General features: G+C 66.5%; 24 protein-coding genes. 15 read left to right on the plus strand and 9 right to left on the minus strand.

The genetic code is table 11. From position 1 onward, the window contains the following. Positions 1-40 precede the first annotated feature (40 nt). The 3 genes from FHY03_RS12575 to terL are packed head-to-tail and all read left to right on the plus strand — an operon-like array spanning position 41 to position 3,307. On the plus strand, positions 41-1,462 hold the full coding sequence (locus FHY03_RS12575; protein ID WP_183931132.1) for a site-specific DNA-methyltransferase: 1,422 nt from the start codon (positions 41-43) through the stop codon (positions 1,460-1,462). Next, complete coding sequence (locus tag FHY03_RS12580; protein ID WP_183931134.1) at positions 1,449-1,958, plus strand: DUF5681 domain-containing protein; 510 nt, start codon at positions 1,449-1,451, stop codon at positions 1,956-1,958. The genes FHY03_RS12575 and FHY03_RS12580 overlap by 14 nt, the downstream gene beginning before the upstream one ends. Continuing rightward, positions 1,955-3,307 carry a phage terminase large subunit gene (gene terL, locus FHY03_RS12585; protein ID WP_183931135.1) on the plus strand — a complete coding sequence of 451 codons (1,353 nt, stop codon included), beginning with the start codon at positions 1,955-1,957 and terminating at the stop codon, positions 3,305-3,307. The genes FHY03_RS12580 and terL overlap by 4 nt, the downstream gene beginning before the upstream one ends. Before the next feature lie 202 nt (positions 3,308-3,509). Here the strand turns inward: terL and FHY03_RS12590 are convergent, their stop codons facing one another. Beyond that, on the minus strand, positions 3,510-3,806 hold the full coding sequence (locus FHY03_RS12590) for a hypothetical protein (RefSeq protein ID WP_183931137.1): 297 nt from the start codon (positions 3,804-3,806) through the stop codon (positions 3,510-3,512). Beyond that, a complete protein-coding gene (locus FHY03_RS12595) occupies positions 3,803-4,312 on the minus strand; it encodes a hypothetical protein (protein ID WP_183931140.1) in 510 nt (169 codons plus the stop codon). Before FHY03_RS12595 ends, FHY03_RS12590 begins: the two co-directional genes overlap by 4 nt. 134 nt (positions 4,313-4,446) lie before the next feature. Here FHY03_RS12595 and FHY03_RS12600 point away from each other — a divergent pair, with 134 nt between their 5' ends. From FHY03_RS12600 to FHY03_RS12610, 3 genes are all read left to right on the plus strand, one after another. Beyond that, positions 4,447-4,650 (plus strand): helix-turn-helix domain-containing protein, encoded by a 204-nt coding sequence (locus FHY03_RS12600; protein WP_183931142.1) that lies wholly within the window; start codon positions 4,447-4,449, stop codon positions 4,648-4,650. Between the two features lie 72 nt (positions 4,651-4,722). Next, complete coding sequence (locus tag FHY03_RS12605; RefSeq protein WP_183931144.1) at positions 4,723-4,902, plus strand: hypothetical protein; 180 nt, start codon at positions 4,723-4,725, stop codon at positions 4,900-4,902. 106 nt (positions 4,903-5,008) lie between these two features. After that, positions 5,009-5,548: a MucR family transcriptional regulator gene (locus FHY03_RS12610; RefSeq protein ID WP_183931363.1), complete on the plus strand. Its 540-nt coding sequence runs from the start codon at positions 5,009-5,011 to the stop codon at positions 5,546-5,548. Here the strand turns inward: FHY03_RS12610 and FHY03_RS12615 are convergent. Next, positions 5,545-5,745, minus strand: coding sequence for a hypothetical protein (locus FHY03_RS12615; protein ID WP_183931146.1), 201 nt, complete (start codon positions 5,743-5,745; stop codon positions 5,545-5,547). The genes FHY03_RS12610 and FHY03_RS12615 overlap by 4 nt on opposite strands. An 83-nt stretch (positions 5,746-5,828) precedes the next feature. Here FHY03_RS12615 and FHY03_RS12620 point away from each other — a divergent pair, with 83 nt between their 5' ends. From FHY03_RS12620 to lysA, 8 genes are all read left to right on the plus strand, one after another. Then, the gene (locus tag FHY03_RS12620; RefSeq protein ID WP_311721522.1) at positions 5,829-6,182 is read left to right on the plus strand and encodes a DDE-type integrase/transposase/recombinase; all 354 of its coding nucleotides are present in this window, start codon (positions 5,829-5,831) and stop codon (positions 6,180-6,182) included. Positions 6,183-6,349: 167 nt separating this feature from the next. Further along, the gene (locus FHY03_RS12625) at positions 6,350-6,886 is read left to right on the plus strand and encodes a hypothetical protein (protein ID WP_183931148.1); all 537 of its coding nucleotides are present in this window, start codon (positions 6,350-6,352) and stop codon (positions 6,884-6,886) included. Then, positions 6,879-7,271 carry a hypothetical protein gene (locus FHY03_RS12630; protein ID WP_183931150.1) on the plus strand — a complete coding sequence of 131 codons (393 nt, stop codon included), beginning with the start codon at positions 6,879-6,881 and terminating at the stop codon, positions 7,269-7,271. Before FHY03_RS12625 ends, FHY03_RS12630 begins: the two co-directional genes overlap by 8 nt. A gap of 13 nt (positions 7,272-7,284) precedes the next feature. Next, on the plus strand, positions 7,285-8,253 hold the full coding sequence (locus FHY03_RS12635; RefSeq protein WP_183931152.1) for a magnesium and cobalt transport protein CorA: 969 nt from the start codon (positions 7,285-7,287) through the stop codon (positions 8,251-8,253). A 147-nt stretch (positions 8,254-8,400) separates the two neighbouring features. Next, entirely contained in the window at positions 8,401-8,664 is a 264-nt protein-coding gene (locus tag FHY03_RS12640; RefSeq protein ID WP_183931154.1) for a hypothetical protein, read from the plus strand. A 23-nt stretch (positions 8,665-8,687) separates the two neighbouring features. Next, positions 8,688-9,194: a class I SAM-dependent methyltransferase gene (locus FHY03_RS12645; protein ID WP_260158896.1), complete on the plus strand. Its 507-nt coding sequence runs from the start codon at positions 8,688-8,690 to the stop codon at positions 9,192-9,194. Further along, a complete protein-coding gene (locus tag FHY03_RS12650) occupies positions 9,191-9,454 on the plus strand; it encodes a hypothetical protein (RefSeq protein WP_183926590.1) in 264 nt (87 codons plus the stop codon). The genes FHY03_RS12645 and FHY03_RS12650 overlap by 4 nt, the downstream gene beginning before the upstream one ends. A gap of 11 nt (positions 9,455-9,465) precedes the next feature. Next, on the plus strand, positions 9,466-10,698 hold the full coding sequence (gene lysA / locus FHY03_RS12655) for a diaminopimelate decarboxylase (protein WP_183931158.1): 1,233 nt from the start codon (positions 9,466-9,468) through the stop codon (positions 10,696-10,698). Positions 10,699-10,874: 176 nt separating this feature from the next. Here lysA and FHY03_RS21095 read toward each other — a convergent pair whose 3' ends face one another. Genes FHY03_RS21095 through FHY03_RS12665 form a run of 3 tightly spaced genes read right to left on the minus strand, consistent with a single transcriptional unit; the run spans position 10,875 to position 12,816 of the window. Further along, positions 10,875-11,003, minus strand: a complete 129-nt coding sequence (locus FHY03_RS21095; protein WP_260158897.1) for a hypothetical protein — start codon at positions 11,001-11,003, stop codon at positions 10,875-10,877. Continuing rightward, a complete protein-coding gene (locus FHY03_RS12660; protein ID WP_183931160.1) occupies positions 11,000-11,599 on the minus strand; it encodes a DUF1826 domain-containing protein in 600 nt (199 codons plus the stop codon). Before FHY03_RS12660 ends, FHY03_RS21095 begins: the two co-directional genes overlap by 4 nt. Beyond that, a complete protein-coding gene (locus tag FHY03_RS12665; protein ID WP_183926596.1) occupies positions 11,596-12,816 on the minus strand; it encodes a GTP-binding protein in 1,221 nt (406 codons plus the stop codon). The genes FHY03_RS12660 and FHY03_RS12665 overlap by 4 nt, the downstream gene beginning before the upstream one ends. Positions 12,817-13,122: 306 nt before the next feature. Here FHY03_RS12665 and FHY03_RS21420 point away from each other — a divergent pair, with 306 nt between their 5' ends. Next, entirely contained in the window at positions 13,123-13,290 is a 168-nt protein-coding gene (locus tag FHY03_RS21420; protein ID WP_409314200.1) for a GTP-binding protein, read from the plus strand. A 359-nt stretch (positions 13,291-13,649) separates the two neighbouring features. Here the strand turns inward: FHY03_RS21420 and FHY03_RS12675 are convergent, their stop codons facing one another. The 3 genes from FHY03_RS12675 to FHY03_RS12685 form a co-directional block, all read right to left on the minus strand. Beyond that, positions 13,650-15,950: a TonB-dependent receptor domain-containing protein gene (locus tag FHY03_RS12675; RefSeq protein WP_311721531.1), complete on the minus strand. Its 2,301-nt coding sequence runs from the start codon at positions 15,948-15,950 to the stop codon at positions 13,650-13,652. Between the two features lie 195 nt (positions 15,951-16,145). Then, a complete protein-coding gene (locus FHY03_RS12680) occupies positions 16,146-16,391 on the minus strand; it encodes a hypothetical protein (protein ID WP_183924963.1) in 246 nt (81 codons plus the stop codon). Positions 16,392-16,470: 79 nt separating this feature from the next. Then, positions 16,471-18,399 (minus strand): M1 family metallopeptidase, encoded by a 1,929-nt coding sequence (locus FHY03_RS12685; RefSeq protein WP_311721535.1) that lies wholly within the window; start codon positions 18,397-18,399, stop codon positions 16,471-16,473. Between the last annotated feature and the right edge of the window lie 121 nt (positions 18,400-18,520).

An 18,520-nucleotide genomic window follows, 5' to 3' on the forward strand; every position in this document is an offset into this window, starting at 1 on the left:
GCGGGCTCGTGCCCGGCCGGCGCTCACTGGAGCCAGCGCCATGTCGCACAAAGGAAAGACGCACCGACAGCCCGACAGCAGCAACCTCTTCGCTCGTCTGGGTCCCATCGCCTACCGCCGACCAGACGAACTGGTCGCGTACAAGCGCAACGCGCGCAAACACCCCGAACGCCAGCTCGTCGCACTCGCCGCATCGATGCGCGAGTATGGCTTCAACGTGCCCGTGCTCATCGCAAGTGAACGAGAGATCATCGCGGGCCACGCCCGCGTGGAAGCGGCCAAGCGGGTGGGCTTGAGCGAGATCCCGACGATTTCGGCGGATCACCTCTCGCCCGCGCAGGTGAAGGCCTATCGCCTCGCCGACAACCGCCTACCCGAACTGGCGACGTGGGACCTCGACGCGCTCGCCGCCGAGCTTCAGGAGATCATCGCGCTCGACGAGATCGAGATCGAGAGCCTCGGCTGGTCGACCGCCGAGATGGACGTGCTGCTGACGGCGCAAGCCGAGATCGACGGGGACGCTGATCCCGCCGACACCGTGCCCGAGACGCCGTTGCACCCGGTTGCACGATCGGGCGACCTATGGATCCTCGGGCGCCATCGGCTGCTCTGCGGCTCGGCCCTCGAAGCAGCCTCGTGGCAGCGCCTGTTGGGCGATCAGCAGGCAGGGATGGTGTTCACCGACCCGCCGTTCAACACGAAAATTAACGGCCATGTCAGTGGTCTGGGCAAGGTCAAGCACCAGGAGTTCGCACAAGCGTCAGGTGAGATGACGCAAGCCGAGTTCACGGCCTTCCTCACCGACTATCTCGGCGCGATGCTGCCGCACGTGCGCGACGGCGGCGTGGTCGACATCTGCATGGACTGGCGGCACTTGCGCGAGCTGCTCGCGTCTATCGACAACAACAAGCTGACGATGCTCAACCTGTGCTGCTGGTCAAAAAGCAACGGGGGAATGGGCTCCCTGTACCGCTCAAAATATGAATTGGTGGCCATCACCAAGGTAGGGCGTGCACCGCACATTAACAACGTCGAACTCGGCGCCAACGGCCGCTATCGCACCAACGTGTGGGAATATGCCGGCGCCAACAGCTTCGGTGCCAGCCGCGACCGCGATCTCGCCGACCACCCCACCGTCAAACCCATCGCGCTGGTGGCCGACGCCATCCGCGACGTGACCCATGTCGGCGACATCGTGCTCGACGCGTTCATGGGCTCAGGCACGACGCTGCTCGCGGCGGAGCGGACCGGCCGTGTCGGCTACGGCACCGAGATCGAGCCGCGTTACATCGACGTGGCGGTGCGGCGTTGGGCGGAGATGACCGGCGGCAGCGCGACCCTCGACGGCGATGGACGCAGCTGGGCGCAGATCGCAGCCGAACGGCGCGTCGATGCACTGGATGACGCAGACACGCGGGAGACGGTCCGCGAGCAGATGGAGGTGAGCCATGTCGCCGCATGATCATCTGCCGCCGGCGCGCCACCGCGTCCGCCCAGTGCCCAAGCCCGTCAGCCCCCCACCACCGGAGCCACCGGCAAGCGCGCCGCGGCAGGCCGACTATGACATCGGCTACGGTAAGCCGCCAAAGCATAGCCAGTTCCAGAAGGGTCAGTCGGGCAATCCGAAGGGCCGCGCCAAGGGCTCCAAGAACCTCAACACGCTCGTGCGCGAGCTGCTCGATGAGCGCATCCCGATCAACACGCCGAGCGGGCGCCGTCACGTCGCGCGCATCGAGGTGCTGCTGCGCAAGCTCATCGAGGTGGCGGCGAAGGGCAACACCAAGGCGATGGAGCAGCTGCTGCGGCAATATGCCCTCGCGCAGGCGGCCGTGGCAGCGCAGACCGCGGCCGAGGACGCGCCGACGCAGGATGTGAGCGAGGCCGACGCGGCGAGCCTCGCGCTGCTGCGCGAGCTGATGCTGGCGGAGCTGCAACCGGGCGAGGGAGGCACGTCATGACCCTCCTTGAGCACAGTGCGCTGGCGGCGGCACGCCGCCAGCGCCTCAGCCTCTTCCTCGTGAAGGCGTTCGAGACGCTGCACCCCGGCGAGCGGCCGCTCGACTGCGGCTGGTACATCCAGGCAATGTGCCATGCGCTCGAGCAGATGGAGCGCGGTGAGGAGCGGCGGCTGGTCATCACCGTGCCGCCGCGCCACCTGAAGTCGGTCACGGCGTCGGTGGCGTTCGTGGCGTGGGCGCTGGGGCGCAACCCCGCGCTCAAGATCATGGTGGCGAGCTACAGCCAAGAGCTCTCGCGTCAGCACGCCACCCAGTGCCGCACGCTGCTCGAGGCACGCTGGTACCAGCAGCTCTTCCCCAACACCCGCATCAGCGACGGCGGCAACCGCGCGCTTGAGGTCGTCACCACGCAGGGCGGTGTGCGCAAGGGCGTGTCGGTCGGTGGGTCGGTGACCGGCTTCGGTGCCGACCTCATCATCGTCGACGACTGCATGAAGGCGGACGAGGTGAAGAGCGTCGCGGTGCGCGACGAGGTGAAGGGCTGGTTCGGCAACACGCTGTTCACCCGCCTCAACGACAAGCAGAGCGGGGGCATCCTCTCGATCCAGCAGCGGCTGCACGAGGACGACCTGCCCGCGATGCTGCTCGAGCGCGGCTACCGCCACCTCAACCTGCCCGCGATCGCCGAGCGCGAGGAGGAGGTGCCGATTGGCATCGGACGGGTGCACCGGCGCGTGGTGGGCGACCTGCTCAACCCGGTGCGCGAGGACAAGGCACTGCTCGATCAAATCCGTCGCGAGCTGGGGCCAGCGGTGTTCTCGGCGCAGTACCAGCAGAACCCGGTCGTGCCCGAAGGCAATTCGATCCGCATGGAGTGGTTCAAGACCTTTGACGAGACCCCGGCGCGGTCGTGGTTCACCAAGGTCGTGCAGAGCTGGGACACGGGCATGAGCGCGGCGCCGACGAGTGACTTCTCGGTGTGCACCACATGGGGCTTCAGAGAAGACAGGTGGTATCTGCTCGATGTCTTCCGGGAGCGTCTAGACTTTCCCGAACTGCGCGATGCCGCCATCCGGCTGTGGCGCAACTGGAAACCCGATCGCGTGCTCATCGAGAAGGCGGTCTCGGGTATTCCGCTCATGCAGGAGATCCGTGTGCGCGGCCTCTTCATCCCCTTCGCCTGCAAAGTCCACGTCGACAAGGAGACGCGCTTCACCGGCTGCTTCGGCGAGATCGAAGCGGGGCATATCCTCCTGCCCACCAAGGCGCCGTGGCTCGAGACCTTCTGCCAGGAGCTACGCGCCTTCCCCCTCGGGAAGCACGATGACCAGGTCGACAGCATGAGCTAGTTCATCAACCATCAGAAGATCCAGTGGCGCTGGGTTGTGACGGAATATGGCGCCAGCGGCCGCCCCATCCGTCAGCAGCACCGGCATCGCCCGTGGGACGGCAGTACGACCAGCCGACTTGATCCACCGCGTCTACGCTGAGGAGGGCAGAGGGGCCCGGTCGCATCAGCGACCGGGCCCCTCTCGCATCAACCGCACCAGCTCAGACGGCCGGAGCGTCGCTACATCGCATCACCGCCTGATACTGGAAGATGTGGGTACCAAGCTTGTTGTCGGCGCGCCGGGTGGTGAGTGAGGCGAACTCGAGACCGTGCGGGCAGCGCATGCGCTCGGTGAGGCGGCGGCGCACCTCGTCCTCGCTGTCGGTCTTCATGAACCCGGTCATCGACACGCCCTGCTTGTCGCCGATCATGGTGGGGACCGGAAAGTCCCACGGCGTCGCCGCACAGCCGCTCAGGAGCGCGCCAAGCGCGAGCGCGGCGGCTCGATGCCACCTCATGCCGTCGCTTCCGTGTCGCTGCGGCGTAGATGCCGCACCAGCGACATCACACCGACGAGAAGCGCCAGGAGCACGACGCTGCCAACCAGCCCCAGGCCGATGCAGAGCGGCACGAGCAGCAGGACCGCCAGCACCGTGGCGAGCTGCTTGCGCAGCTGGCCGGGCTTGTACGACTGGATGGCGGCGACCTGCCGGCGCAGCGCCGGGTAGTGGCGCTGGTGCACCACGCCCTTGCGGGTCGTGCCGTCGCGCAGCACGAACTCGAACATGACCTTGGGCCCCTTGCCGAGCAACACGCCCGCGGCCGCGCCGACAGGGCCGAGCAGGAGGAAGCCGCCGGCGGCGCGCTTGCCCGCACCGGCGTCGGCCGTCACGAGCGGGCGAACCTCGACCGGCACGAACTGGATCGTCTTCCACTCGTAGAGAGCGGTCACGTCGCGGGGCGTGAGCCGCGCCTTGGTGAACTCGGCACCGACGTCGTCGATAAACAGGATGAACTGGGTCATGACACTCCCTGCTGCTGTCGACCTGTTTGTCGACGATCAGTGACCGACGTCATGCTCGACGTGGCGGTCAAATCAACTGGAATGTCTCTCATCGTCTGTAGATCGCTCGTCGACATCGCGTTTTTCAGCGCTACATGGACGTCCGCCAGCGCCTCTCCGCCAATCTGCGCCGCCTCCGGCTCGAACAAGGCTGGAGCCAGGAGGATTATGCCGACCGCGCCGGCGTTCACCGCACCTATGTGAGCGACATCGAGCGCGGCGCGCGCAACCCGACGATCACGGTCGTCGAGAAGCTCGCTGTGCCCTTCTCGCTCAAGGCCGGCGACCTGCTCGCCTGAGCACCGCGGCTGAAAGCTGCGGCTCGACTTCTGCGTGCACCCACGGCTCTGTCGTGCCCGAGGAGGGCGCGTGTGAACGACGATCTGATCCGCAGCTATATGACGGCTGCCGGCATGCTGATGGAGGACGTGTCGGCCAAGGTCGTGCTCGATCCACTGGCACCGGAGCGCGTCGGCGACCTGCGCCGCCTAGTAAATGAACTCAAGGCGACCGCCGATGTTGTAGACGCCGTCAGGCGAAGTGATGGTTAACTCTCGCCCTGATCTGATACGGCTTGGTGGAAGCTGGCCCAAGTTGCCGGTGACCAACCAGCAGTGCGCGTGCTACGACGAAGGGGTGATAAGCTTGGACAACGAGATGAGCGGCGAAGAACAAAATGACACCGTGGGCCTGGCCGCCGCGGTAACGATGGCGTGGCTCGCCAACCCGCACACGCGCGTGAGCGCCAGCGACGTGCCGGCTATTCTACAGTCGATGCATGAGGCAGTCCTGTCACTGACGGCGCCGACATCTGAGCAGAACGTGCAGTCGGCGTCGGAGCACACACCCGCGGTGTCGGTGCGCAAGTCGCTCGCCAATTCCGATCGCATCATCAGCATGATCGACGGCAAGCCGTACGCCAGCCTGAAGCGGCATCTCGCCGGACACGGGCTCACGCCCGCGGAGTATCGCGCGCGTTTCAATCTGAAGTCCGACTATCCGATGGTGGCACCGGGCTACAGTGAGAAGCGGCGAGCTCATGCCACGCAGATTGGTCTAGGCCGCAAGGCGGTGGCCGCTGTCGAGGAGGCCGGCGCCGCCGTCGAGCAGGCGGCCGAGGAGGTCGTCGGCAAGGCGAGGAAGCGCGGCAAGGACGCGCTCGCGTCGGCGCGCAAGACGCTCGGCATCCGCTCCTAGGCTCGCCGGATGCCGGCGTCTGCGGGCGTCGGCAGCAGCCGCGCCTCCTGCGCACTCCAGCTCGCATCCACGCCGCCCGTCGCGGTAAGCGTCGCCGCGCTGACGCCGGCGCGTAGCCGCCCGGCGAGGATCGCCTGGGTGACGCTGGGCGCCAGGAAGGCGAGCCGCAGCACCCGTGTGACATAGGAGGCGGTCAAGCCTTCGCGCGTGGCTAGCCGCGTGATGTCGATCTCGCCGCCCCGCAGCTCCTTCCACCACGCGCGCGCGAGCAGCAGCTGGCGTGTCAGCAGCGCTTGCCTTCATGAAGAAGGCGCTCAAGCGTCACGGCTCGCCCGAGGCAATCACCACCGATGGTCTGCGTTCCTACGGTGCTGCTCTGACGGAGCTCGGCAGCCGCGAGGAGCAGGAGGTTGGCCGCTGGGCCAACAACCGGGTGGAGAACTCGCACCTGCCCTTCAGGCGACGAGAGCGGGCGATGCTGCGGTTCCGGCAGATGCGAACCTTACAGAAGTTCGCCTCGGTTCATGCCAACGTCCACAACCACTTCAATCACGAACGCCACCTTGTCGACCGCCAGACCCACAAGCAGCGCCGCTCCGCGGCGCTGGCTGAGTGGCAGGCGCTCGTCAGCTGAGTCGGTGCAGGCGAAGGGCGAGGTGCATCGTGGAGAGACGAGTTCGCGTTAGACTGACAGCACCTTCGTCGCATCACTATGCCGAGGCTATGGTGTTTCCGCTTTTCGATCTCGAATTGCTACACCGCACGGAATAGCTGGATCGCCACCTCAACGAGGATGGTGGCATGGTTCGGTGGCATCGATCGAGATCCGGTGACGTCGCGCTTCGCGCCGGCGGCTTGTGTCTGTGGGCGCTATCCTATTTCGCTGTCGCACGCCTTGTTTCGCTGAACTTGCCTCCGATGAAGGCAGGTCCGCTCTCCTTCACTCTGGCATCCATCGGCTTCGTGGCAGCGAGCGCAGGCGGCTTGCTGCTCAGCCTCGGACGGCACCTGTTCGATGAGGTGGAGGTGAGCGCGCGGTGGCGACACCGCGCATGCGTGAGTGTCTCTTCTCTGACGGAGCAACTCTCGATGAACAACATCAAGGAGCCTGCGCTGCTCGTTGTGGGGCGCGATACTGACGGCAGCTGGACTGTGCGCGAGAGCGCGGGAATGCTGCTCGGCCGCTTCGCGTCTGCCGACGCCGCGCGGCGCTTCGTGCAGACGGAAAGGGGATGGCAGCCGCAGATCGCGATCGCGTCCTCTGCAGGAACGGCGCCCAGGATCGACGGACGACTCAGCCTGCGGGTGACGGACACGACGGCGAGATCACGTGCGTAAATTCCCTGCTCGCTTGCTCGGCGTCATCCTTTTAGTCGCCGCGACCGGCACGTCTCTGCTACACCGCGCCGTGTACGATGTGGTACGGACCGGACCGGCACACCCGGCAGAGTTTGCGCTTGGTCTGCTCAGCTTCCTGCTTGCCACCTGCGGCATCCTACTGCTGGTGCACGGCAAAAAGCTGCTTGAGCCCGGCAGGAATGATCAAGCCAAGGTAAAAGCGTCACTGAAGGAGCGATTCACCCGCCCGATCTCGCCTGGAGGACGCGCATTTGACTCGCGTCGTTCCGCCTCGTTGATGCAGGCACGCCACGTCATCGCGGTCGCCCGTGCCCGATCGGCGAAGGTGCGGCAGACGGCGAGCCTCGCTCACCGGCACCGCTGAGGCGCTCTCGCTCGTGCCGGTCATTGCCGCCTACCTGTACCGCCATGGACGCCGCGTTCGCGAGATCGCGATCGAGGAGCAGGTCAGCTGTCCGAGCGACCGCTCCGAATTCGTCTGGATCGGGCTCAGCGACCCGTGTTCCGACGAGATCGAGACGTTGCAGCGGCTCTACGGCCTGCATCCGCTCGCGGTCGAGGACTCGCTCAAGGACGGGCAGCTGCCCAAGGTCGACGTCTATGGCGACCAGCTGTTCGTCATCGGCCGCACGGCTTACCTGTGCCATGGGCGCATTGTCTACGGCCAGACCGCCGCCTTCCTCGGGCACAGCCACATCATCACCGTTCGCCAAGGCTCGACCCGCTCGCACAGGCCGCTACGTGAGCATCTCGAGGCCGCGCCTGACCTGCTCGGCAAGGGCGGCGACTATGTTCTCCACGCCGTGCTCGACTTCATCGTCGACGGCTATCTGCCGCTGGTGACCGCGCTGGAGGAGGAGGTCGCGGCGATGGAACAGCGCATGCTCGACACCTTCCTCGATCGCGCCGAGATCGCGCGCATCTTTGCGCTCCGTCGTGACCTCATGCGCTTCGACCGGATCCTGGTGCCGATGGAGGAGGTCGCGCGCAAGCTCGCCAGGAACGAGCTGCCGTGCGTCGACGCCGAGGCGCGGCTCTACTTCCGCGACGTGCTCGATCACGTCCGCCGCGTCGAGGCGATGACGAGTGGGCTGCGCGAGCTGCTGACCTCGGTGTTCGAGTTCAGCAACCTCATCGAGCAGCAGCGTACCGGCGCGATCGCGCGTCAGCTCGCCGCCTGGGCCGCGATCCTGGCGGTGCCGACCGCGATCGCGGGCATCTACGGCATGAACTTCGAGCACATGCCCGAGCTGCACAGCCGGTACGGCTACCCCGCCAGTTTGCTGGTCATCCTCGCGATCTGCTCGGCGCTGTACTGGCGGTTCCGTCGCGCTCGCTGGTTGTGAGTGCGCCTATAAATGCGACGGGCCGTTGGCATGATTATGCGGCCACTATGCCGATCCCGGGAATCGATCTCGAAAGACTATGGGAGCAAGCGTAGCTGAGATGGGCGGGCACCCGATGTCCGGTTATCGAAGGCATCAGCAGCGATCATGTCGTCTGAACCTCTTCCGGAGCCCGACGAACGCGGCCCGGTCATCTACGTCGGTCAGGACCTTGCGGGCCACTGGCTCGTCCAGGACGGCGCGGGCAAGCTCGAGGGCCGCTTCACCTCTCGCGGCGCCGCGTTGAGCTTCGCTCACGCCGAGCGCGAGATCTATCACGCCAGCCTCGAGATGGTGGTCACGCCGCTGAAGCCCCTCATCCCGTTCGGTCCCGTCCCCGCCTGCGAGCGCGCGCTCGTGCGGGCGGCCTGAAGGAGGTCATCATGACAGCGACGATGAAGAAGGCCGGCCAGTCGCCGGCCAATGGTCCCCGCGCAGCGCGCGACTTCGCAGTGCCGGGCTCGCGCACGGTGCACGCCGATCCGCGCTGGCTTCCGCTCGTCACGGCGCTGGCCGATCTGCGGCAGCGGCACCGCTGCTCGGTCCGGATCGTCGACGCCGACTGCGGCAATGGTGCGCTGCTGATCGAGGCGGCACGTGAGGCGCGTGCGCTCGGCTTCACCGCCATTGAGGCGCGCGGCATCGACGGTTCACCTGCGATGATCGCCCGTGCCCGCTCGGCCGCAGGCATGATGCGGGACGGCGCGATCGGCCTCACCTTCGACCAGGTCGACATGGCGCAGGCGCTGGCTCAGGAGGCGGTCTTCCCCGCCGATATCGTGCTTTGGCACGGCACCGCGCGCGACGATCATCGGGCGGGTCTCAGCGGATTGCTCGCAGCCGCGGGTGAGCGCGTGATCGGTGATCCAGCCGCCGTTGCGATCGGAGGTATGCTCGCGTGACCCACCGCGACCTCGCCTGGAAGGCCACCGGCTTCGCCCTGTTCGCCGGCGCCTGTGCGGCCTGCCTGATGCTGGATCGATCACCGTTGATGGTGCCGCTCTTCATCGTCGCCCTGCTCGGGCTGCCGCTGATGGTACACGGCAAGCGCGTGGCGCAGGTGTTCCGCGCCGAGCGGCGCGGCCACTATCATACCGCAACCGCGGTCCATGCCGCACGCGTGCGTCGGCGTGGGCAGAACAGCGATGGCTTCGGCCTGTGAGCGACAGATCCATGAGCTTCTTCGCGTACAAGGATAACGCCCTTCACGCTGAGGACGTGCCGCTGTCGGCGATCGCGGAGGCGGTCGGCACGCCAGTGCACGTCTACTCCGCCGCCGCGCTTCGCCACGCAGCGGACGCCTTCCGCTCGGCGCTGCGGACCCTGCCTGCGGCCCGCTTCGCCTTCGCCGTGAAGGCCAATCCGAACAGCGCGGTGCTGCGCCTGCTCGCCGGGCGCGGCTTCGGTGCCGACATCGTCTCGGGTGGCGAGCTGCGCCGTGCGCTTGATTCGGGCATGGCGCCGGCCGGGATCGTCTTCTCGGGCGTCGGCAAGACCGACCGCGAGCTCAGCGATGCGCTTGACGCCAACATCGGCCAGTTCAACCTAGAGTTGGAGGAGGAGGGGCGAGTGCTCTCGCGCCTCGCGTACGTTCGGGGTCGGCGCGCGCCGGCGGTGCTGCGCGTCAACCCCGACGTCGACGCGGGCACCCACGCCAAGATCTCGACTGGGCGCCGCGAGAACAAGTTCGGCGTCAGCATCGCCGATGCCGCCGACATCTACGATCGGCTGGGCCAGCTCGACGGGCTGCACCTGCATGGGCTGGCATTGCACATCGGCAGCCAGCTTAGCGACCTTGCTCCGCTCGAGGCGGCGTACCGCCGCGTCGGCGAACTCATCCTCGAGCTGCGTGCACGTGGGCATGTGATTACCCGCGTCGACCTCGGCGGCGGGCTCGGCATCCCGTACCGCGAGGAGGATCATATCCCTTCGCTGACCGACTATGCGGCCATGGTCGCGCGCGTCACCGCGCAGTGGAACGTCGGTCTGACCTTCGAGCCAGGTCGGATCATCGCCGGGCTCGCCGGCGTCCTCATGACGCGCGTCATCTGGGTGAAGCCGGGTACTGCGGCACCGTTCGTGATCGTCGATGCGGCGATGAACGATCTGGCGCGGCCGGCGATGTACGGCGCCTACCACCGCTTTGCCGCCGTTCAGCCCTCCGGCGAGACGATGGTCGCCAATCTCGCTGGACCCGTCTGCGAGACCGGCGACACCTTTGGCACGAACCAGGAGATCGACCGGGTCGCCCGGGGCGATCTGGCCGTCTTCCATGCGACCGGTGCTTATGGTGCCTCGATGGCCTCCAGCTATAACTGCCGCCCGCTGAGCCCGCAGGTGCTCGTAGATGGAGGGCGCTTCGAAGTTGTTGGAGAGCGCGCCATTCCTACCGAGCGCGCGGCCTGACCCGAAATCAGCAAACCAGGAGCGGCGTTCAGCACCAGGGAGAAAGCCCGCCTTTAGCGCGTGCTACAAAGCGCGAACGGGTCACGGCACGAGCTACCTTCATGAGCGGCTGGTGCTCTCACCGTTATTAGCTGGTTGCGCTAGCCACCCTCCCGCCCACGTGGCGTACAGGCGTGTCACATTGAGGAACGATGGCGTCCCAGCAACGTACCGGCCGACGATAGCGAAAAGGGGCAGACCACTTCCAACACCGTCTGCAAGCACTCGCTGCCGACCATGATTTTGCTTCCGTTGCGGGTGGTCATGCCTCCTCGTGCCCGGTCCAGGGATCGAGCGCCAGCAGCAGTCGCGTCTCGCCCGTCTCGCTGACGGGGGGCGAGCGATGAAGGATGAGCGGCTCGTCCGTCCAGCGTCGGCCCTTGAACATGCCGACTTCACCCGCGCGCAGTTGCTCTATCGGGCCGTCGCTCCCGGCATGGATCCACTGCGTGCCCGGACCTATCAGCGACATCAGCAAGCGAGCGGTGACGAGGTCGGCGTGGAAGCGGCGGCAGGCGTCGGTCTCGATCACTTCCAGGCGAAACCTCAGCACCGCGCAGGACATGATCGCGGCGAAGCGGCGAGCGAGCGCGATCAGCTCATGCCCGAGCGCGCCCGCGCGGTCACCATAGCCGGCCCCGGCGATCAGATGGGGTAGCGTGCTCGCGAGTTCGTCCAGCGCGACGGGCGCGTCGATGTCCTCGATCTTACCCCAGTCGAGCGCTGGCAGGCCGGAGAGAGCGTGCGGCATCGCCCGCCGCCACACGGCGAGGTGGACGTCCACCTCGCCGATCCGGGTCAACGCCCCGGCGTCCCGGCTGATCACTACCGCCTCGTCGCGCGGGCTAGCAGCGGCGATCATTCCGCCGCCTCCATCCGCGGCTCCCAGCTCGGGAACGGGTCGCGCAGGGCGGTCCATGTCTCCGGCGTGAAGCGCGTGACCGGCAGCAGCGCGGCGTCGAGCCGGTCGCGGATGCGGCGCTCATCCATCCCGATGCCAATGAAGACGAGTTCCTGGCGGCGATCGCCCCAGACGTCGTCCCAGTGCCGCGCGACGAAGCGTTCGAAGCGGTCGTCGTCGGGCCAGTGATGCCTGGGCAGCGCTCCCCACCAGCGGCCCATCCGCGCGGTCATCGTCTGGCTGCCGGCAACCGCTAGCTCGCCGACCCAGTCGGGACGGGTCGCCAGCCAGAAATGCCCCTTGGCGCGGATGACATGATCGAGCCCGCCGTCGGTCAGGAAGGCGTGAAGCTGGACCGGATCGAACGGCGCCCGCGCGCGATACACGAAGCTCTCGACGCCGTATTCCTCCGTCTCGGGCTGGTGATGCGCATAGCCGTAGAGCTCCTTGGCCCAGAGCGGGTGCTGCGACGCCTTGTCCTCGTCGAACAGGCCGGTGTCGAGCATCGCGTCGAGCGGCACGCGGCCGTGGTCGCAGGTGACGATCCGCGCGTCGGCGTTGAGCGAGGCGACGAGCTTCTTCACCACCGCCAGCTGCTCGGGCAAGACCGCGCTCGCCTTGTTGATGGCGACGACGTCGGCGAACTCGATCTGCTCGACCAGAAGGCCGACGAGGCTACGCGTGTCGGCCTCACCGAGGCTCTCGCCGCGATCCGCGAGAAAGTCCTGGCTCGAGTAGTCGGCGAGCAGGTTCAGCGCGTCGACCACGGTCACCATCGTGTCGAGCCGCGCGACGTCGCCCAGGCAATGTCCTTCCTCGTCGCGGAAGGAGAAGGTAGTGGCGACCGGCAGCGGTTCGGAGATGCCGGTGCTCTCGATCACGAGGCTGTCGAACCGGCCCGTTTCTGCCAGCGCGCGGACCTCCTTCAGCAGGTCGTCGCGCAGCGTGCAGCAGATGCAGCCGTTGGTCATCTCGACTAGGCTCTCTTCCGATCGAGCCAGAGCGGCATCGCCGCCGCGCACAAGGTCGGCGTCGATGTTCACCTCCGACATGTCGTTGACGATCACGGCGACGCGACGCCCCTCGCGATTGGCGAGGATGTGATTGAGCGTGGTGGTCTTGCCCGCACCCAGGAAACCGGACAGCACCGTGACCGGCAGACGTGCATTGAGCGACATGAGATCTCTCCGGCGAGACAGTATATCATCACTTAGTAGAGGCAGGAGCGTGGAGTGTCTAGCATCATGGTGACGAGCCTTCTGCAGCCGCGGGCGTGACGAACGACATGGTCCAGAGACGACGGGACCGCTGTCACCTTGAGGCGCTCGACGACCTGTCAAATTGTGCGACGCAGCGCTCTTTCCAGACATGGGCGAGGCGCATTCACGACCGGTGAGGATATGGTTTCGGCACGCCCGCGATGATCTGGCGGCAGGAGGACGCGCGAGACCGATCTGTTCGCCGGACCGGACGCACTGATCCCGATTCCCGTCCTCACTGGTTTGCTCGGCAGCGGGAAGACGATGCTGCGCAATCGACTGGTGCGCTCACGCCAGTCGCAGCGCCCGTTCGTCGTGATCATCGAGTTCGGTGCGATCGACCTAGACCATGACCAGCTCGCTGAAACGACGAATGATTGGCGGTTGAGATGACGGTTGAGTGCCCCTGTTGCACCACCGCGGCGATATGCAGCGCCTGCATTGCGTAGCACCGAGGTCCCGCGCGCGCAGCGGCGTCTGCTGGTTCGATCGCGTTGTAATTGGGAGGAACGGCCTAGCCGCTCCCGCGCCCATTCTGCGCGCGCTGATGCGGGACGTGTAAAGCCCGCCCATAAGCGGGATCATTCTGGGCGAGGAGTTTAAGGCGAGCAATGGGTGACTGGCGTGCCCCCGCGGAGCATGCCGCCTTTCGACTCGCCAAACTTCATAGGTGCTTACGCCTAGAAAGATCTCTCCTTCGACCGGGTCGAATGAGGCGGGTGCCGTAGTGGTGCTGCAGCACCCGCGATAAATTAAAAGGCGTGACGCATGCCGATGACGACGTTGCGGCCACGCAGCGGCGACTGATCCTTCACGAACGAAGTGTGCACGAAGGCCAATTCGTTAAGGAGGTTGGTGCCGCGAACGTAGAATTTCACCGACTTGGCCGGTTCAAGGTCAATCCGATAGCTGAGCGTGGCGTTCAGCAGATCGTAGCCGGAGGTTGGCGTCTCGTAGGACGCGACGTTGGTCTGGCGGAAAGTGTGCGCATATTCGAGGTCGCCCGACAGCGGACCGGCGCGATGTTCGTAGCGCGCGCCCAGGCGGCCCGGTGGGATGCGCGGCAAGTTGTCGTTCTCACTCTTCAGCTTCGCATCCACATAGTCGCCAAACAATGCAACACGCGATGCGGGCGTGATCTGGTAGCTCACTTGCCCGTCAATACCGGCGAATAGCGCGTCGGCGGCGGTGTAGACCAGAAAGTTGTGCGGAACTCCCGTCTCGTTCTCGGTCTCGATCAGCCGCGCGAAGACATAGTCGCCCACGTCCTGGTAGAAGAGGCCGACCTCGAACCCTAGCGCGCCTTCCGTTTTGCGGAGCGTCAGGTTGATCGCATCGGTGGTCTCCAGGATGTCCTCTGCCGACACGCCCCTGTTCTGCAAGCCGTCGACCTCCGCCACCAAGCCGAGTTCGTAGCTGTTCGTCGCCAGGTTGTTGCCACGAGCGTAAAGTTCGCGGACGCCGGGTGCGCGCTCTGTATGACCATAGGAGAGCCCGATCGAGTAGCCCTGACCGGCGTTCCACGTGCCGCCGATCGATGCTGAGAAGGGATCGTGCCGCACGGTCGGATAGCGTTGTCGGAACGCTGCGACGTCCTCAGCCTCCAGGATGGTCCGCCAGTCGGATCCGTACCATTCGACGAACAGATCGGCGAGTTCAGTGCCGAGTGTTTCGCGCCATGGGGGCACGCCCACGTCGATACGGCGCCAGTCCTGGCGCACCGCTGCCTCTAGATCGAACGCGCCGAAGGAGCGGCGTTCGGTCAGGAAGATCCCGACGTTCTCTGACCGATAATCGGGGCTGCCGTCCAAGCCGTAACCGCCGTCGCCGAACGGAACATGCAGGTTGTTGACGTTGATGCCACTGAACGTGCCATCGGTATATTGAACGCCTGCCGTACCGGTGAAGCCCAGGATCGGCTTGTGCGTCATTTCTACGCGACCGTCCCAGACCTCGTTGGTGAAGCGCGAGAACAGAAGCGTGCCATCCACTTCGTCATGCGCGTAATCGGTGTAGGAACCGCGCAGGCGCACATGCTCGAACCCGGGCAGCAGATCGTCATAGTCGGCGCGCAGGTCCACCCGATCGCTTTCCAGGCGGATCAACGCCGTGTGGCTGTCGGGACCGCCGAACGGATCCTCGAACCCGCCATGCGCTTCGCAATGCAGGTCGAGTCCGTGGGTATGGCAGACGCCGTTGACGTGGCTGTGGCCAGGCAGGCCATATTCGCTCTCGAAACGTGAATAAGCGGCGCCGAGATAGCCCTTAGCCGTGATCCACGACGCGCCGACCGAGTAGCTGGTGCTCTCCGCGAACGAGTCGCGCAGCTTGTCCGAGCCGTATCCGTCGGGGACGTTGTAGTTCTCGGCCGAACGGCGTGCCCCCTCGGCATGGATGGCAAACTGGCCCACGCCGGCGGTGATACGGCCGACAACGGTCTTTTCCTCATCCCCGGTGCCGTAGCGAACCTCGGTTGCGCCGCTTAGGCCGCCGACGGGGATGGTCTTCGGAACCTTGCTGTCGATGAGATTGATCGCGCCGTTGGTAGCATTGCCGCCGTAGCGGATCGCCGCCGGTCCGCGCTGGATCTCGATCGCGTCGAGCAGCAGCGGGTCGGTAGTGATCGCATGGTCCGGCGACACGGAGGCCACGTCGAACAGGTTGGCTCCGTCGGTCAGGACTTCGATCCGAGGTAGCGCCTGCCCGCGGATGACCGGGCGCGAGGCGCCACCACCGAAATTGTCGAGGTGAACACCCGGCAGCCCGGCCAGCGTCTCACCTAGCCCACCCTGGCGTCGGTGGACCAGTTCCTCGCCGGCGAGCACCTCGACCGGCAGGATCGTGGCGTCGCTCTCCAGCGAGCGTCCGGTGACTACGATGTCGTTCGGCGTCGAGCGGAGGCGCCGGTCTCCCGCTTCCTCACGTTCCGGCTCGACCGCCGCGTCTTGCGCCGACGCCGCCGCCGGCGCTCCCATAACGAAGACTACCGATGCGAGCAGCGTCGTGCTGCGTCGCCCCATCCGTACCAACTGCAATGATTTCACTCCGCCCACCGAGGTGACGTGAATGAGATACGTTGTAACATTAAGTCAACGATGAAGCTGTAACGTATTGTATCTGCTGCTGGTCGCCGCCACTCCTCGCAACCATCTTTGACGCAGTTCGACCAGAAGCGCACTTGCGGAGATGGTCGCTGTCGACGTGGTGAGGCCCTGCCAAGCCCCCGCCTGTAGCGCGTTACCCGACGCTCAGCGCTTCCACTCGGCCGCTTCAGCGCGGTGACGCACGCCGCGCGCGCTCGCCTGGACGTAGGGCCGGACGAAGCGCTCCTCGCCCTCGACCCAGCGGCGGGGCAGCCGGGCGGGTGCGGGCGGGGCGTCACCCTGACCATCATCGCCCGCCGGGGCGGGCTGCGGTGCCGGGCGGCCGGTCTGCGTCAGGAGCGGCGTCGCCAGCGTGGCGGCGGGCAGAACGAGGACGTCGCCACGGCGCATGACGAGGCTCCTTGTTCAACGGTGCGGTATCGAAGCGAGGGCCGGCGCCCGTCAGCGTCGGCGACGGGCATCTCGGTGCTCACGTCGCCGCCCTATTATTGGAGCGATCGCGGTCGGGAAGGACGTGGTCCGGGTCGAGTTCGGCCGAGCGGACGACGCCGGCGGGCACGGCGACCGCGACCGAGGGCGAGCGGATCCAGGCCTCGGCAGGTAGCCGCACGTCGGCCGTGTGCCCGTCGGCGTAGGTGACGCGCAGAGTGACCGGCATGATCAACCGGTCACGCGCCTCGACGCGGACCAGAGGCGCGCCGCTGGCGGCCCGCTCGATCCCGCCGACGGCGAGGTCCATCTGCCAGTTTTCGGCGTACCAGCCGCGCCACCACCAGCTCAGATCCTCCCCGGCCTCGCTCTCCATCGCCCGGAAGAAGTCGGCGGGCTTCGGGTGTCTGAAGGCCCAGGCGGCTATGAAGCGGCGGAATGCCGGGTCGAAGCGCGCCGGTGTCAGGATCTGTTCACGCAGCAGCTTCAAGCCGAGCGCCGACTTGAAATAGGTCACCGGGTGCCGATAGGCCTCCACCACGGTGTCGGAGCGCGAGAGGATGGGCGGCGCTTTCGGATCGGCGAGGATTGGCAGGATCTCGTCCACCGGGTTGCCCCCGCCGGGAGCGAACTCGCTGTCGCGCTTGGGCGCATACTCTCCGTGGTTGAATTCGTCGGACTCGTAGGTGTCGATGAAGGTGTTGAAGCCCTCGTCCATCCACGCGTGCCGCCGCTCGTCGAAGCCGACGATCATCGGGAACCAACCGTGGCCGATCTCATGCGCGGTGATCCAGAACAGCTCCTTGCCGGCGTCGTCGATGCCGTCGAAGACGATGCCGGGATATTCCATCCCGGCCGCCGGGCCGGCGACGTTGATCGCGTTCGGCCAGGGATAGGTAAACCACTTCGCCGAGAAACGCTCGACCGCATCTTTCAGATACTCGGTCGAGCGACCCCAGCGGTCGTGCCCCTGGCTCTCCGGCGGGTAGAAGCTTTGCGCCACCGCGACGCCGCCCCCCGGCAGGTTGATTCGTGCCGCGTCCCAGGCGAAGACCGTGGACGCGCTCCATGCGACGTCGCGGGTATCCTTCATCCGGAAATGCCATGTGCGGGTGCCGCCGGTCGTCCTTCGTGGCGCGGCCGCCTCGGCCGGCAACCAGATCGTCACCGTCGCGTCGCTCCCTCTCGCACGCGCGAGCGCCGAACGCTGCGCGGCGGACAGCACCTCCTCCGGGTTCATCAGCTCGCCCGAGCCCGCCACCAGCATGTCGGCTGGCACGGTCAACCAATAGTCGAAGGTGCCGTATTCGAGGTAGAACTCCTGCGCCAGATACGGCAGCGTGTCCCATCCGTGCACGTCGTCGTAGACCGCCATGCGCGGGTACCATTGCGCGACGGAGAAGATGTCGCCCGACCTGCTCGTCAGCCAGCCGGTCCGTCCGCCGAAGGACTCGGACGGCACGACATAATGGTAGCGTAACCGGATCGTCGCCGTGCCTCCGGCGGGAAGCGCCTCCTCCAGGCGGAGCTGCGCACGCGTGTCGCTGACGAGCGGCGCGACGGTCGCCTCCCGCCCCGCGACGATCACCGAGACCGCGTCCAGTGCCATCCCCGCGGTCGTGCCGGCCGGCGCCCCGCCGCGCGACAGGCTGCCTCGCGAGCCGTCGCGGTAGAGGTTCTGATCAAGCTGCAGCCAGAGGACGTCGAGTGCGTCGGGGCTGTTGTTGCTGTAGGTGATCTCGACCGACCCGGTGATGGTCTTGCTAGAAGGGTCGAGCGTGGCGCGAATCGCATAGTCGGCGCGGTTCTGCCAGTAATCGGGGCCGGGCAGCCCATTGCTGCCGCGATACCGGTTCACCGGCTGGGGCATGTCGAACGGCGCGAAGGTCTTCCGCGGTTGGTACGGGTCTGCCGTCGCGGTCGCCGCGAGGGTCAGCGTCGTGGCGGCGAGGATAAGGCGTGCGGCCACGTTGGCTCCCAGCAGATGAGGATATGATGTAACCTCGTCGTAAGCGGTGCGCCGAGCGCTCGCAAGCGGACGGCGCACCATGCCGGCGCGCCGCCCGCTTCAGTCGCGCCGGTCCTTGTTC

The organism is Sphingomonas sp. BK345 (assembly GCF_014193845.1).
Lineage (GTDB): Bacteria > Pseudomonadota > Alphaproteobacteria > Sphingomonadales > Sphingomonadaceae > Sphingomonas.

Coding starts and splice junctions, on each gene's coding strand:
- FHY03_RS12595 (WP_183931140.1), bottom strand. CDS start 4,312: ATGACCCAGTTCATCCTGTTTATCGACGACGTCGGTGCCGAGTTCACC.
- FHY03_RS12600 (WP_183931142.1), top strand. CDS start 4,447: ATGGACGTCCGCCAGCGCCTCTCCGCCAATCTGCGCCGCCTCCGGCTC.
- FHY03_RS12575 (WP_183931132.1), top strand. CDS start 41: ATGTCGCACAAAGGAAAGACGCACCGACAGCCCGACAGCAGCAACCTC.
- FHY03_RS12580 (WP_183931134.1), top strand. CDS start 1,449: ATGTCGCCGCATGATCATCTGCCGCCGGCGCGCCACCGCGTCCGCCCA.
- FHY03_RS12590 (WP_183931137.1), bottom strand. CDS start 3,806: ATGAGGTGGCATCGAGCCGCCGCGCTCGCGCTTGGCGCGCTCCTGAGC.
- FHY03_RS12645 (WP_260158896.1), top strand. CDS start 8,688: ATGAAGAAGGCCGGCCAGTCGCCGGCCAATGGTCCCCGCGCAGCGCGC.
- FHY03_RS12625 (WP_183931148.1), top strand. CDS start 6,350: ATGGTTCGGTGGCATCGATCGAGATCCGGTGACGTCGCGCTTCGCGCC.
- FHY03_RS12610 (WP_183931363.1), top strand. CDS start 5,009: ATGAGCGGCGAAGAACAAAATGACACCGTGGGCCTGGCCGCCGCGGTA.
- FHY03_RS12680 (WP_183924963.1), bottom strand. CDS start 16,391: ATGCGCCGTGGCGACGTCCTCGTTCTGCCCGCCGCCACGCTGGCGACG.
- FHY03_RS12660 (WP_183931160.1), bottom strand. CDS start 11,599: ATGATCGCCGCTGCTAGCCCGCGCGACGAGGCGGTAGTGATCAGCCGG.
- FHY03_RS21095 (WP_260158897.1), bottom strand. CDS start 11,003: ATGACCACCCGCAACGGAAGCAAAATCATGGTCGGCAGCGAGTGCTTG.
- FHY03_RS12665 (WP_183926596.1), bottom strand. CDS start 12,816: ATGTCGCTCAATGCACGTCTGCCGGTCACGGTGCTGTCCGGTTTCCTG.
- lysA (WP_183931158.1), top strand. CDS start 9,466: ATGAGCTTCTTCGCGTACAAGGATAACGCCCTTCACGCTGAGGACGTG.
- FHY03_RS12640 (WP_183931154.1), top strand. CDS start 8,401: ATGTCGTCTGAACCTCTTCCGGAGCCCGACGAACGCGGCCCGGTCATC.
- terL (WP_183931135.1), top strand. CDS start 1,955: ATGACCCTCCTTGAGCACAGTGCGCTGGCGGCGGCACGCCGCCAGCGC.